The organism is Sphingomonas sp. DC5200-1 (assembly GCF_049897245.1).
In the GTDB taxonomy this organism is placed as follows: Bacteria; Pseudomonadota; Alphaproteobacteria; order Sphingomonadales; family Sphingomonadaceae; genus Sphingomonas; species Sphingomonas aquatilis.
Genome location: NZ_JAFCVW010000004.1, coordinates 60,839 through 73,818 on the forward strand (window position 1 = coordinate 60,839; position 12,980 = coordinate 73,818).

12 protein-coding genes and 1 tRNA gene are annotated in these 12,980 nt (G+C 66.8%); 4 read left to right on the forward strand and 9 right to left on the reverse strand.

Going from position 1 to position 12,980, the window contains the following annotated elements; translation table 11 throughout:
- Positions 1–74: 74 nt before the first annotated feature.
- Positions 75–149: transfer RNA gene (locus ACP7A3_RS09260), tRNA-Gly, on the forward strand.
- A 279-nt stretch (positions 150–428) separates the two neighbouring features.
- Here the strand turns inward: ACP7A3_RS09260 and ACP7A3_RS09265 are convergent.
- Entirely contained in the window at positions 429–824 is a 396-nt protein-coding gene (locus tag ACP7A3_RS09265; protein ID WP_426255385.1) for a VOC family protein, read from the reverse strand.
- 272 nt (positions 825–1,096) lie between these two features.
- On the opposite strand from ACP7A3_RS09265, the gene ACP7A3_RS09270 reads away from it, so the two are divergent.
- Positions 1,097–1,744, forward strand: a complete 648-nt coding sequence (locus tag ACP7A3_RS09270; RefSeq protein ID WP_426255386.1) for a YoaK family protein — start codon at positions 1,097–1,099, stop codon at positions 1,742–1,744.
- A gap of 31 nt (positions 1,745–1,775) precedes the next feature.
- Here ACP7A3_RS09270 and ACP7A3_RS09275 read toward each other — a convergent pair whose 3' ends face one another.
- From ACP7A3_RS09275 to ACP7A3_RS09310, 8 genes are all read right to left on the reverse strand, one after another.
- Positions 1,776–3,797, reverse strand: coding sequence for a biotin carboxylase N-terminal domain-containing protein (locus ACP7A3_RS09275; RefSeq protein WP_426255387.1), 2,022 nt, complete (start codon positions 3,795–3,797; stop codon positions 1,776–1,778).
- A 120-nt stretch (positions 3,798–3,917) separates the two neighbouring features.
- Positions 3,918–4,148, reverse strand: a complete 231-nt coding sequence (locus ACP7A3_RS09280) for a hypothetical protein (RefSeq protein WP_426255388.1) — start codon at positions 4,146–4,148, stop codon at positions 3,918–3,920.
- Positions 4,145–5,251 carry a biotin synthase BioB gene (gene bioB / locus ACP7A3_RS09285; RefSeq protein ID WP_426255389.1) on the reverse strand — a complete coding sequence of 369 codons (1,107 nt, stop codon included), beginning with the start codon at positions 5,249–5,251 and terminating at the stop codon, positions 4,145–4,147. Before bioB ends, ACP7A3_RS09280 begins: the two co-directional genes overlap by 4 nt.
- Positions 5,248–5,934, reverse strand: a complete 687-nt coding sequence (locus ACP7A3_RS09290; protein ID WP_426255390.1) for a TlpA family protein disulfide reductase — start codon at positions 5,932–5,934, stop codon at positions 5,248–5,250. Before ACP7A3_RS09290 ends, bioB begins: the two co-directional genes overlap by 4 nt.
- 121 nt (positions 5,935–6,055) lie before the next feature.
- Positions 6,056–8,260 (reverse strand): methylmalonyl-CoA mutase, encoded by a 2,205-nt coding sequence (gene scpA / locus ACP7A3_RS09295; RefSeq protein WP_426255391.1) that lies wholly within the window; start codon positions 8,258–8,260, stop codon positions 6,056–6,058.
- Positions 8,247–8,666: a methylmalonyl-CoA epimerase gene (mce, locus tag ACP7A3_RS09300; protein ID WP_426255392.1), complete on the reverse strand. Its 420-nt coding sequence runs from the start codon at positions 8,664–8,666 to the stop codon at positions 8,247–8,249. Before mce ends, scpA begins: the two co-directional genes overlap by 14 nt.
- Complete coding sequence (locus ACP7A3_RS09305) at positions 8,663–8,968, reverse strand: TfoX/Sxy family DNA transformation protein (protein ID WP_426255393.1); 306 nt, start codon at positions 8,966–8,968, stop codon at positions 8,663–8,665. The genes mce and ACP7A3_RS09305 overlap by 4 nt, the downstream gene beginning before the upstream one ends.
- A complete protein-coding gene (locus tag ACP7A3_RS09310) occupies positions 8,949–10,475 on the reverse strand; it encodes an acyl-CoA carboxylase subunit beta (protein WP_426255394.1) in 1,527 nt (508 codons plus the stop codon). Before ACP7A3_RS09310 ends, ACP7A3_RS09305 begins: the two co-directional genes overlap by 20 nt.
- Positions 10,476–10,575: 100 nt before the next feature.
- Between ACP7A3_RS09310 and ACP7A3_RS09315 the strand changes: the two genes are divergently transcribed.
- Together ACP7A3_RS09315 and ACP7A3_RS09320 are read left to right on the forward strand one after the other, a co-directional pair.
- The gene (locus ACP7A3_RS09315; RefSeq protein ID WP_426255395.1) at positions 10,576–11,976 is read left to right on the forward strand and encodes a helix-turn-helix domain-containing protein; all 1,401 of its coding nucleotides are present in this window, start codon (positions 10,576–10,578) and stop codon (positions 11,974–11,976) included.
- 179 nt (positions 11,977–12,155) lie between these two features.
- The gene (locus tag ACP7A3_RS09320) at positions 12,156–12,956 is read left to right on the forward strand and encodes a DUF72 domain-containing protein (protein ID WP_426255396.1); all 801 of its coding nucleotides are present in this window, start codon (positions 12,156–12,158) and stop codon (positions 12,954–12,956) included.
- Positions 12,957–12,980: the final 24 nt, after the last annotated feature.

The following is a 12,980-nucleotide window of genomic DNA, read 5'->3' on the forward strand; positions in this document are numbered from 1 at the left end:
CCCGCGCAGTCGCCGCTAGTGGACGCGCCTCACCCAGCCGGTGGCTCCAACGAGCAGCCGGCACAGGCGCCAGAGCGGGCGTAGCTCAGGGGTAGAGCACAACCTTGCCAAGGTTGGGGTCGAGGGTTCGAATCCCTTCGCCCGCTCCAGTTTACTGAATAGTGTCATGTGGTTACGGCGGTCCTTCGGGGCCGTTTTTCAGCGTCCTCGGCCTGCCGCTCGGTAACGCAGTAGCATGGAGGAAGGCGACGCGGTCCAGTGACCGGCGCGCTGAGTCTTCATGGCACCAAGCGTTTTACCCCTGACCGCGGATGTGCCTCGCTCATCCCGATCCGATCTTGAAGAGTTGCCGGTGACCCCGGCAGGCATGATTCGCGCTCATCAGGCAATCCTGACCTCGTCAGTCATTCGATTCGTCGGCCATAGCGTCAGTCGAAGGGGGCCATGACGTCGGCAGGATGTTTGGTCGTGTGTTCGACATATTCGACCAGCATGCCATCGGCGTGACGCACCAGCATGTTGCGCCCGGTCGGAACCGGCTTTGCCGCTTCCAGAATCGTGCTGCCGATCGTCGGGAGATGCGCGGCGAACGCGTCCAGATCCTCGACCATGAAGGTCGCTTCGGTGGCACGGAACGGCGCCAGGCTTGCGTCGGTGCCGGCGATGAACAGGATCGAGGCGACCTGCGCCAGCTTCAGGTCATGTTCCGGATAGTCGAACGCCAGACGCCGCTTCTGCCCGATCAAGGCTTCATAGAAGCTGACGGCCGCATCGATCTCGTCGAGCGAAAGGTAGCGGCGGACGAGGATGTTCAGGATTCGCATATCGGTGGTGCTCCGAAGGCCGTGATGCCGACCATATCGCACCAGCCTGGCCGAACGCGCGCTGCGGGTCGAGCCCGGCGCCCGCGGGGCACTGGTGCAGGGCTTTGGCGGGGTAATGCTCTGCGGCGCGGTCTGCGCCACCGGCCTGTCGGGGCTGAGTTCGCTCGTCTTCGGCCGTCGGAAGGCTGCGATCGTCGATGCAGACGATGCCCCTCAACCCTCCCACGTCGCCCCTTGAGTCCCCGCCCGCTCTCCCCCAACACTCCCGGCTGATGACCCGCTACGACCGCCGCTTCTGGTTTCTCGCCGCCGGTCTTTCGGCGACGGCGGGTTATGTCGACGCGATCGGGTTCCTGCGGCTGGGCGGGTTCTTCGTGTCGTTCATGAGCGGCAATTCGACGCGATTCGCGGTCGGTGCGGTGACGGATGCGCATGTCGCCTATGTGGCGGGCGCGTTGATCGCGGGATTTGCGGCCGGCGTGGCGGGCGGGACATGGCTGTCGGTGCGGCACGGGGGTGGGCGCCTGCCCGTCTCGCTGCTGCTGATGGGCGCGCTGCTGGCGCTGGCTGCGGCGAGCGATGGACGATGGCCCGCAATGGCGACCAGCCTGATGATGGCGGCGGCGATGGGCGCGGCGAACACCCTCTTCCAGCGCGATGGCGAGGTGAGCATCGGCGTCACCTATATGACCGGCACACTGGTGAAATGCGTGCAACGGCTGACGGCGGCGCTGATGGGCAGCGGGCCGCGCTGGGCGTGGCTGCCCTATGCTTTGCTGTGGATGGGGCTGGTCGCGGGCGCGTGCGGCGGGGCCGCCGTCTATGGCGCGGTGGGAACGGCGGGCGTGTGGCTGGCGGTCGCCGCGATCGCGTTGCTCGCCGTCTATGCGCGCGCGATCGGGCAGCCACACGCCCCCTGACCGCCGGGCGCGCACGCCCGGCGGCGGTGGCTCATTCCATTTCGAGGATGATCTGGTCGACCGCCAGGCTGTCGCCCGCAGCGGCGGAGACCGCCTTCACCCGGCCCGCCTTCTGGGCGCGCAGGATATTCTCCATCTTCATCGCCTCGACCACGGCGAGCGGCTGGCCCGCTTCCACCGCATCGCCCGCGCCGACGTCGAGGCGGACGAGCAGGCCCGGCATCGGCGCGATCAGGAAGCGCGACAGATCGGGCGGCACCTTCTCGATCATATGCTGCGCGTACGGCGCGGCATGCGCAGGCAGGACGCGGACGTCGTGGCTCGCGCCGCGCGTCGTCAGGCGGAAGCCGCTGCGAATCGGCAGGATGCGCACGGTAAGCTGCGCATACTCCCCGTTTTCTCGGCCGATCTCAGCCTCTACCATCCGATCGCCGGGGGTATATTCCAGCGCGATGTCCAGCGCGTCGCCGTCGACGATGATGCCGTCGGTCGAAACCGCCACGGCATGGTCCTCGCCATCGATCCGCACCGCCCAGGCATGCGGCGGCTGCAGGCGGCTGCCGAGCTGGCCGTCGATCCGGCGCGCGCGATCGGCCTGCGCGGTCGCGGCGAAGGCGGCGATGGCGGCGAGATGGCGCTTGAGGTCGGCGTCGGCGGGAGCGCCGTGGAAGCCGTCGGGATATTCCTCGGCGATGAAGCCCGTGGTGATATTGCCCGACCGGAAGCGCGGATGCTGCATCAGCGCCGACAGGAAGTCGATGTTGGTGCCCGGCCCCTCGATCTCGAACGCGTCCAAGGCCGCGATCTGCGCGTCGATCGCCGCCTCGCGCGTCGGCGCCCAGGTGACGAGCTTGGCGATCATCGGATCGTAGAACATGCTGACCTCGCCGCCCTCGGCGACGCCGTCGTCGACACGGATGCGGGGTTCGTCAGCTTGCGTCGACGACGGCGTGGATTCGGGCGGATTGTACCGCACCAGCCGCCCGATGCTGGGCAGGAAGCCGCGATACGGGTCCTCGGCATAGACGCGGTTCTCGACCGACCAGCCGTTGATGCCGACCTGATCCTGGGTGATCGACAGCGGCTCCCCCGCCGCCACGCGGATCATCTGTTCGACGAGGTCGAGGCCGGTGATCTCCTCGGTCACCGGATGCTCCACCTGCAACCGGGTATTCATCTCGAGGAAGTAGAAGCTCTCGCCGGTCGTATCCGCGCCCGACACGATCAGCTCGACCGTACCCGCACTATAATAGCCCACCGCGCGGGCCAGCGCGACCGCCTGTTCGCCCATCGCCTTGCGCATCGCCGGCGTCACGAAGGGCGAGGGCGCTTCCTCGACCACTTTCTGGTGGCGGCGCTGCACCGAGCATTCGCGCTCGTTGAGGTACAGGATATTGCCGTGCTGGTCGCCGAGCACCTGGATCTCGATGTGGCGCGGCGATTCGATGAACTTCTCGATAAAGACGCGATCGTCGCCGAAGCTGGCGAGGCCCTCGCGCTTGGTCGCCTCGAACCCTTCGCGCACGTCCTGTTCGCTGTAGGCGAGGCGCATGCCCTTGCCGCCGCCGCCGGCGGACGCCTTCATCATCACCGGATAACCGATGTCGGTCGCGATCCGCACCGCCTCGTCGGTGTCGGCGATCTCCCCCAGGAAACCGGGGACGACGTTGACGCCCGCGTCCTTGGCGAGCTTCTTCGATTCGATCTTGTCGCCCATCGCGGCGATCGCGTTCGGCGGCGGCCCGACAAAGGCGATGCCCGCCTCGGCGCAGGCCTTGGCGAAGCTCTCGCGTTCGGACAGGAAGCCATAGCCGGGGTGGATACAGTCCGCGCCCGTCTCCTTGCCGGCGAGCAGGATCAGCTCGGCCTTGAGGTAGCTTTCCGCCGCGGGTGCCGGCCCCAGGCGCACCGCCTCGTCCGCCATCAGCACGTGGGGGGAGCGCGCGTCGGCATCGGAATAAACCGCGACCGTCTTGATCCCCATGCGCTTCGCGGTGCGGAACACGCGGCAGGCGATCTCACCGCGATTGGCGACCAGGATTTTCTTGAACATCCTCTTCTCCCCTCCCGCTCGCGGGAGGGGCCGGGGGAGGGCCTGTCCGCGCGGGATCGTTCTGATGGTGGGGAGGACAACCCCTCCCCGAACCCCTCCCGCTCCCGGGAGGGGCGATGGTTATGTCTTTCCGGTTTGCTTCACGATGCGACGAGCAAACCAATGGCAGAAAGTCACCGTGACGACGGCATAAATGGCCGTCACCACGACATTCGCCGCCATCATCATGGGAACCACGGCACGGCTTCCGCCAGCCAAGGTGATTGCCACAATCACCATTGGGGCGATCGTAAACCAATAGAGTGCCGAACCTACGGCAAACGCTATTGCCGGCCACCGAATGCGGTTCACTCCGCCGCCTCGGCCAACACCGCGTCACCCCGGGCTTGACCCGGGGTCCCGCTTCTTTCCACGGAGCCGCAGGCGCGGGACCCCGGCTCAAGGCCGGGGTGACGGGCACTGGGCTCCGCCGCCATCGGCGTCACGCCCAGCTTCGCGAACAGCGCGGCATCCTTGTCGTCGCCCGCATTGCCCGCGGTGAGCAGCTTGTCGCCGGTGAAGATCGAATTGGCCCCCGCCATGAAGCACAAGGCCTGCGCCGAATCCGACATGCTCTCGCGCCCCGCCGACAGGCGGACCATGCTCGCCGGCATGGTGATGCGCGCGACGGCGACGGTGCGGACGAACTCGATCTCGTCGATCTTGGCGAGCGGCGTGTCGGCGAGCATGTCGCCGAGAACGGTGCCTTTCACCGGCACCAATGCATTGACCGGCACACTGCCGGGGTGCTCGGGAAGGGTCGCCAGCGCATGGACGAAGCCGACGCGATCTTCGCGCGTCTCGCCCATGCCGACGATGCCGCCGCAGCACACGTTGATCCCGGCGCTCCGCACCGCATCGAGCGTGTCGAGCCGCTCCTTGAAGCTGCGCGTCGTGATGACGTCGCCATAGCGTTCGGGCGAGGTGTCGATATTGTGGTTGTAGTAATCGAGGCCCGCGTCGGCGAGTTGCTTGGCCTGGTGCGGCTCCAGCATCCCCAAGGTCATGCACGTTTCCATGCCCATGCCGCGCACGCCCTCGACCATCGCGACGATCGCGCCCATGTCGCGGTCCTTGGGGTTGCGCCACGCCGCGCCCATGCAGAAGCGGGTCGATCCATTGTCCTTGGCCTGCGCCGCCGCCTGCAGAACGCTGCGCACGTCCATCAGCTTCGTCGCCTTGACCCCGCTGTCGGCGCTGACCGACTGCGAGCAATAGCCGCAATCCTCGGGGCAGCCGCCGGTCTTGATCGACAGCAACGTCGACAGCTGCACCTGCCCCGCCGCGTGATGGGCGCGGTGGACGGTCTGCGCCTGCCACATCAATTCGTCGAAGGGCAGGTCGAACAGCGCTGCGATCTCGTCCCGCGTCCAGTCGTTGCGAACCGCGTTGCGCTCTGGCGTGGGCGCGCTCACTTGGCCATCGCCTGCTTCAGGCGCGCTTCCAGCGCCGGGGCCTCGGATGGCTGAAATCCATAGGACGTATAGACCTGCCGGCCTTTGCTGTCGAAGAGGTAGACCCGCGGGATGCCGACCTTTCCGTCGGGGATATCCTTGAGGTCGGCGGCGACGATCTGTTGATAGGCTTTGACGTCGGCAACGACATAGTCGCTATCGGACAGGCCGCCGCGCGCGAGGAAGCGGGCAATGGAATCGGCAGGCTGCGACGGATCAGGATTCCCATCCCTGCGATTGACGTAGACGAAGTTGTACCGGCCCGCCAAATCCTTGCGCATCTTGTTGAGATAAGGCGCCTCGACCATGCAGGGCGGACACCAGCTCGCCCAGATCGAGATGAGCGTCGGCTTTCCCGACACGATGCGTGATCCGAGCGTGATCGGCTTTCCGTCGCGCGTCTTCAACGGCACGCCGGCCAGGCTCGCGATCGAGCGTCCGTTCGTCGCGGCGCGCTCCTGCGCGGCGGCTGGGGAAGCGATCGCAAGGGACAGGCCAAGCGACCACGCTAATGTTGTTCCAAACCGCATATTCACTCCTACGCCGCCTGCAGCGAAATTTCTCGATCCGAATCGATCGCGCGTGTTGCCCGCCGCCCGGATAGATGCCGTGGCGGCGTAAACGCTCGTCGTCCGCGCTGCCATTGCACATTCTTCAACTGTGCCGCCCGCTCGCCTGTCAACCGCGTGGGGCATTAGCTGTGTATCAGCCGTCGCATCGATCCGCCCGCATAGTTCCCGCGCGCGGCGGTTAGGGCCAAACGGATCACGCGGCGTCCTCCTGCGGCGGCATGTTGTGGCCGAGCAGGCGCAGCACCTCTTCGGCCGCCTTGATGAGGTTGGTCCCGGGGCCGAAGATCGCCTGTACGCCCGCATCGCGCAGCGCCTGATAGTCCTGCGCCGGGATCACCCCACCGGCGATCACCTTGATGTCGGCGCGGCCGGCGTCGCGCAGGTGGCCGATCAGTTCGGGGATCAGCGTCTTGTGCCCGGCGGCGAGGCTGGAGGCGCCGACGACGTCAACATCCTTTTCCAGCGCCAGCACCGCAGCCTCCTTGGGCGTCTGGAACAACGGGCCGGGGACGACCTCGAACCCCAGATCGCCGAACATGCTGCTGACAAGATTGGCGCCGCGGTCGTGCCCGTCCTGCCCCATCTTCGCGACGAGCATGCGCGGTTTGCGCCCCAGCCGGCGTTCGGTAGCAGCAACGCCCTCGGCAAGCCGCTCCCAGCGCATGTCGTCGGTATAGGCGCCGCCATAGATGCCCTTCACCGGCGTCGGCTGCGTGCCAAAGCGGCCGAACACATCCTCCATCGCGGAGGAAATTTCGCCAAGCGTCGCGCGCGCGCGGGCCGCGTCCACGGCGAGCGCGAGCAAATTGTCCTTACCGCGCGCGCCCTCACGCAGCGCATCGAGTGCGGCGCGGCACGCCGCCTCGTCGCGGGTCGCCTTGACGCGTTCAATGCGGCGGATCTGTGCCTCACGCACCGCGACGTTATCGACATCGAGGATGTCGATCGGGTCCTCGTCGGCCTTGCGGTATTTGTTCACACCGACGATCACGTCCTCGCCGCGGTCGACGCGCGCGGCGCGGGCGGCGGAGGCTTCCTCGATCATCGCCTTGGGCCAGCCCGCCGCGACCGCCTTGGCCATGCCGCCTTCGGCCTGCACGCGCTCGATGATCTCCCACGCGCCATCGACCAGGCTCTGCGTCAGGCTCTCGATGTAATAGGAGCCGCCGAGCGGATCGACCACCTTGGTCATCCCCGTCTCTTCCTGGATCACGATCTGCGTGTTGCGCGCGATACGGGCGGAGAAATCGGTCGGCAGCGCAATGGCTTCGTCGAGCGCGTTGGTGTGGAGCGACTGCGTGCCGCCGAGCATCGCCGCCATCGCCTCGATCGTCGTGCGCATGACGTTGTTGTAGGGATCCTGCTCGGTCAAAGACACGCCGCTAGTCTGGCAGTGCGTCCGCAGCATCTTGCTGCGTTCGTCTTTCGCGCCCAGCTGCGTCATCGCGCGATGCCACAGCACGCGCGCGGCGCGCAGCTTGGCGATCTCCATAAAGAAGTTCATGCCGATCGCGAAGAAGAACGACAGGCGCCCGGCGAACTTGTCGATGTCGAGGCCGCTCGCCACGCCGTATTTCACATATTCCATGCCGTCGGCGATGGTGAAGGCCAGCTCGTGGAGCTGCGTCGCCCCCGCCTCCTGCATGTGATAACCCGAAATCGAGATGCTGTTGAACTTGGGCATCTCGCGGCTGGTATAGCCGAAGATGTCCGAAATGATCCGCATGCTCGGTTCGGGCGGGTAGATGTACGTGTTGCGGACCATGAACTCCTTGAGGATGTCGTTCTGGATGGTCCCGTCGAGCAATTTGCGGTCGACGCCCTGCTCTTCCCCCGCAACGATGAAGAAGGCGAGGATCGGGATCACCGCGCCGTTCATCGTCATGCTGACGCTCATCTGATCGAGCGGGATCCCGTCGAACAGGATCTTCATGTCCTCGACGCTGTCGATCGCGACGCCTGCCTTGCCGACGTCGCCGGTGACGCGCGGATGATCGCTGTCATAGCCACGATGGGTGGCGAGATCGAAGGCGACGCTCAGCCCCTTCTGCCCGGCGGCGAGGTTGCGGCGGTAGAAGGCGTTCGATTCCTCGGCGGTCGAGAAGCCGGCATACTGGCGGATCGTCCACGGCCGACCCGCATACATCGACGCGCGCACGCCCCGGGTGAAGGGCGCGAAGCCGGGCAGGCCGGGGTCTGCCGTCACGTCCTCGGCGGTGTAGAGCGGCTTGACCGCAATGCCTTCGGGCGTCGGCCAGGTGAGGTCCTTGCCCTTCACCTCCTTCGCGGCGGCGGCCTGCCAGTCGGCAAGCGTGGGGCGCGGCGTCGGTTCGGGGGTGGCGGGCGCCTTGGGCGCGGCGCCGCTGTCCTCGCCGGTGTTAGTCTCAATGATCGCCATGCGGCGTCTCCATCAGTTCGACGAGCACGCCGCCCATGTTCTTGGGATGTACGAAGACGATCGGTGTGCCGTGCGCACCGATGCGCGGTTCACCGAGCACGGTCGCGCCCTTGGCCTTCAGGTCAGCAACGGCGGCGTGGATGTCGGGCACTTCGAAACAGACGTGATGCTGCCCGCCCGCCGGGTTCTTCTTCAGGAAGCCCGCGATGGGGGAGCTATCATCATACGGCTCGATCAGCTCGATCTGCGTGTTGGGCGTGTCGATGAAGCACACCTTCACGCCCTGCGCCGGCAGGTCGAACGGCTCGCCGATCACGGTGGCGCCGAGCAGGGTGCGATAGGTCTCGATCGATTGGGAGATCGAGGGCGTGGCGATGCCGACGTGGTTGAGGCGGCCGAGGGTCATGCTGTTTCTCCGGTCGTCCGGCGCTGCTGGACTTCGTCTTTCAACGCCTGCTTTGTCTCGGCGGACAAGTGTGCGCTCGCTACGCCATCGATCGCCCCCTGAAGCGCCCAGACGGCGCATAGACTGACCTCGCGCGGGTGCGCCGCCTTCATCCGGCAATAGGTTCCCACCGCGCCCAACTCAGCTAACCGCTCGGGGCTATCGACGCCAACCTCGATCATCCAGCCAGCACTTTTCGCCGCCACATTGCGCAGCGCCGTCAGGCGGGCGAGACGTTCATCGTCAAAGGGGGATATTGTCATGCTTCTTCCACGGATTCTCGAGGCTCTTGCCGCGTAGCTTCCGCAAGCCCAGCGCGATGCGGCGACGCGTCGAGTGCGGCTGGATCACCTCGTCCACGAAGCCCTTGCTCGCCGCGACGAACGGGTTGGCGAAGCGCGCCTCATATTCCGCCGTCCGCTCCGCGATCTCCTCGGGCGTCTTTCCGCGGAAGATGATCTCCACCGCCCCCTTCGCGCCCATCACCGCGATCTCGGCGGTCGGCCACGCATAGTTCAAATCGCCGCGCAGGTGCTTCGACGCCATCACGTCATACGCGCCGCCATAGGCCTTGCGCGTGATGACGGTGATCTTCGGCACGGTCGCCTCGGCATAGGCGAACAGCAGCTTGGCGCCGTGCTTGATGATGCCGTTATGCTCCTGCGCGGTGCCGGGCAGGAAGCCGGGGACGTCGACGAACGTCAGAATCGGAATCTCGAACGCATCGCAGAAGCGCACGAATCGCGCCGCCTTCTTCGAGCTGTTGATGTCGAGCACGCCCGCCAGCACCATCGGCTGGTTGGCGACGATGCCGACGGTCTTGCCCTCGATCCGGCCGAAGCCGGTGATGATGTTCGCCGCATGCGCCGGCTGCGTCTCGAAGAAGTCCCCTTCGTCGACCACCTTCCGGATCAGCTCGTGCATGTCATAGGGCTGGTTGGCGCTGGCCGGCACCAGCGTGTCGAGGCTTGGCTCCAGTCGGTCCCAGGCGTCGGCGGTCGGGCGTTCCGGCACCGCCTCGCGGTTCGACAGCGGCAGGAAGTCGATGAAGTCGCGCGCGGCGAGCAGCGCCTCGATATCGTTCTCGAACGCATTGTCGGCGACGCTCGTCTTGGTGGTGTGCGTCACGGCACCGCCCAGCGCCTCCTGCGTCACCACCTCGTTGGTTACCGTCTTCACCACGTCGGGGCCGGTGACGAACATGTACGAGGAATCCTTCACCATGAAGATGAAGTCGGTCATCGCCGGCGAATAGACCGCGCCGCCCGCGCACGGGCCCATGATGAGGCTGAGCTGCGGCACCACGCCGGATGCCAGCACGTTGCGCTGGAACACCTCGGCATAACCGCCAAGGCTCGCCACGCCCTCCTGGATGCGCGCGCCGCCCGAATCGTTCAGGCCGATGACGGGCGCGCCGACCTTCATCGCGGTGTCCATCACCTTGCAGATCTTCTGCGCGTGGCGTTCGGACAGCGATCCGCCGAAGACGGTGAAATCCTGGCTGAAGACATAGACGAGCCGGCCATTGATCGTGCCCGATCCGGTGACGACGCCGTCGCCGGGGATCACCTGCTCCGCCATGCCGAAATCGACGCAATTGTGCTCGACGTACATGTCGATCTCTTCGAAGCTGCCTTCGTCGAGCAGGATGTCGAGCCGTTCGCGCGCGGTCAGCTTGCCCTTGGCGTGCTGCGCGGCGACGCGCTTTTCGCCGCCTCCGGCCCTGGCGGCGGCGCGACGGCGTTCGAGTTCGTTCAGCGTGGAAGACATGGGCAAACTCCTGCGCGGCTGTTTCTGCCGGTCTAGGCGCTGCTTTCAACTGTGGGTTTGCAAAATTGCAATTTGCATCTTTGCAAACTAGGCCCGTGCGATGACCGCCGAGCCGCCCCGCCCCCGTCTGTTCGCCGGCGATCGGGTGCGCACGCTGCGCGCGCGGCTGTCGCTCAGCCAGACGGCGCTCAGCCAGCGCCTTGGCATTTCGACCAGTTACCTGTCGCAGATCGAAAGCGGTGACCGGCCGATCACCGGCGGCGTCCTGGCGGCGCTGGCGCGCGCCTTTCCGCTCGACTGGGTTGACGTTGCGCCGGAGGAGGAATCGGCAGCGCTGGTCGCCGCGCTGGCGGCCGGGACCGACCCGTCCGTACCCGCCGCACAGCTCGACGAGGATGCGGTGCGCCGCGGCGTGCGCCAGCAGCCCCTGCTCGCACGACGGATGGCGGCGCTGCATGCCGCGCTTCAGCGCACGCAGGAGCAGCTGCGCGTGCTCGATGACCGCGTCGATGCCGGCGGCAGTCAGCCCGTGCCCCTGCCGTGGGAAGAGGTGCGCGACTGGTTCCAAGGCAGCGGCAATTACATCGACGCGCTCGATCGCTTCGCCGAAAGCCTCGCCGCCGATCTGTCCGGCGCGCGCGCCTATGCCGAACGGTTGGAGCGCGCCCACGGCATCCGGCTGATCGACGATGGCGATGCCCTGCGCAGCTACGATCCCGCCGCCGCGACGCTGCGCATCGACGCCGCGCAACCGATTGCAACGCGCGCCTTCCAGATGGCGCACCAGCTGATCCGGCTCGAGGCGGCGGACCTGATCGAGCGGATCGTCGCCGACGCTCCGTTGCAGTCGGAGGCGGCGCGCGAGCTGCTGCGCGTCGGCCTCGCCAATTACGGCGCGGGGGCGCTGATGATGCCCTATGCCGCCTTCCGCAGCGCCGCGCGGCAGCAGCGCCACGACGTCGACGCACTGCGTCAGCGCTTCGGCGTCAGCTTCGAACAGGTGTGCCACCGCCTCTCGACGCTGCGCCGGCCCGGCGCACCCGGCATCCCCTTCTTCTTCTGCCGAATCGACATGGCGGGCAACATCACCAAGCGGCATTCGGCGACGCGGCTGCAATTCGCGCAATATGGCGGCGCCTGCCCCCTGTGGGTCGCGCACGAGGCGGTGGCGATCAGCGACCGTATCCTCGTCCAGGTCGCCGAGATGCCCGACGGCGTGCGCTACGTTTCGATGGCCAAGGGGCTGGTGAAGGCCACCGCGAGCTACCGCCGCTCCCCCCGCCGCTATGCCGTAGTGCTCGGCTGCGAGGTCGAGCATGCCGCCGCCTTCGTCTATGCCGATGGGCTCGACGTCGCCGGTGCGGACAGCGCGACGCGGATCGGCCCCTCCTGCCGTATCTGCCCCCGCCGCGACTGCGACCAGCGCGCCTTCCCGCCGGTGGGCCGCGACCTGCTGATCGACCCCGACCGCCGCGGGATCGTGCCCTATCGCTTCGACTGAGTGCGCGCAGAGGCGCGGAGGACGCAAAGACGCCTCGTGCGCGGCAGCGCCTTTTCCCTGCTCATGCCCATTGTAGGGAGAGGACCGACGCCACCGGCGCAACCTCTCTGCGCCCTCCGCGTCTCTGCGCGAAAAATCTGCCTCGCCGCGAGGCATGTCCCCCGGTCGCACACGCCGTTATGCTCCCGCCCATGACGATACGAATCGGGATCGGCGGCTGGACCTATGAGCCGTGGCGCGGGACCTTCTATCCCGAAAAATGGCCGCAGAAGCGCGAGCTGGAATATGCCGCATCGCAGATGACCGCGATCGAGATCAACGGCACCTATTATTCCAGCTTCAAGCCCGCCAGCTTCGCCAATTGGGCCGCCGCGGTGCCCGACGGCTTCGTCTTCTCGCTGAAGGCGTCGCGCTACTGCACCAACCGCAAGGTCTTGGCCGACGCCGGCGACTCGATCGAACGCTTCGTCGGACAGGGCATCACGGAGCTGGGCGACAAGCTCGGCCCGATCCTATGGCAGTTCATGGCGACGAAGACGTTCGACGCCGACGACATGGGTGCCTTCCTCAAGCTCTTGCCAGCAAAGCACGACGGCATCCCCCTCCGCCACGCCATCCAGGTCCGCCACGACAGCTTCGCCGACCCCGCCTTCATCGCCATGGCGCGCGCGGCGAACGTCGCGATCGTCTACGCCGATTCGGCCGACTATCCCGCCATCGCCGACGTCACCGCCGACTTCGTCTACGCCCGTCTGGAAAATGCGGTGGAAGCGGAGCCCGCGGGCTACACTGACGCGGCGCTCGACCGCTGGGCGAAAGCGGCTCGCGACTGGCAAGCCGGCGGCCGCCCCGAGGGCCTGCCCTACGTCACCCCCGACACGCCCGCGAAGGCCCAGCGCGACACGTTCGTCTTCTTCATCAACGGCGCAAAAGTGCGCGCGCCGCACGGAGCCAAGGCGCTAATTGCACGGGTGGGATGATAGGCGAGGTCGACGCTGTACGCC

Coding starts and splice junctions, on each gene's coding strand:
- ACP7A3_RS09265 (WP_426255385.1), bottom strand. CDS start 824: ATGCGAATCCTGAACATCCTCGTCCGCCGCTACCTTTCGCTCGACGAG.
- ACP7A3_RS09270 (WP_426255386.1), top strand. CDS start 1,097: ATGACCCGCTACGACCGCCGCTTCTGGTTTCTCGCCGCCGGTCTTTCG.
- ACP7A3_RS09275 (WP_426255387.1), bottom strand. CDS start 3,797: ATGTTCAAGAAAATCCTGGTCGCCAATCGCGGTGAGATCGCCTGCCGC.
- ACP7A3_RS09290 (WP_426255390.1), bottom strand. CDS start 5,934: ATGGCAGCGCGGACGACGAGCGTTTACGCCGCCACGGCATCTATCCGG.
- scpA (WP_426255391.1), bottom strand. CDS start 8,260: ATGGCGATCATTGAGACTAACACCGGCGAGGACAGCGGCGCCGCGCCC.
- mce (WP_426255392.1), bottom strand. CDS start 8,666: ATGACCCTCGGCCGCCTCAACCACGTCGGCATCGCCACGCCCTCGATC.
- ACP7A3_RS09305 (WP_426255393.1), bottom strand. CDS start 8,968: ATGACAATATCCCCCTTTGACGATGAACGTCTCGCCCGCCTGACGGCG.
- ACP7A3_RS09310 (WP_426255394.1), bottom strand. CDS start 10,475: ATGTCTTCCACGCTGAACGAACTCGAACGCCGTCGCGCCGCCGCCAGG.
- ACP7A3_RS09315 (WP_426255395.1), top strand. CDS start 10,576: ATGACCGCCGAGCCGCCCCGCCCCCGTCTGTTCGCCGGCGATCGGGTG.
- ACP7A3_RS09320 (WP_426255396.1), top strand. CDS start 12,156: ATGCTCCCGCCCATGACGATACGAATCGGGATCGGCGGCTGGACCTAT.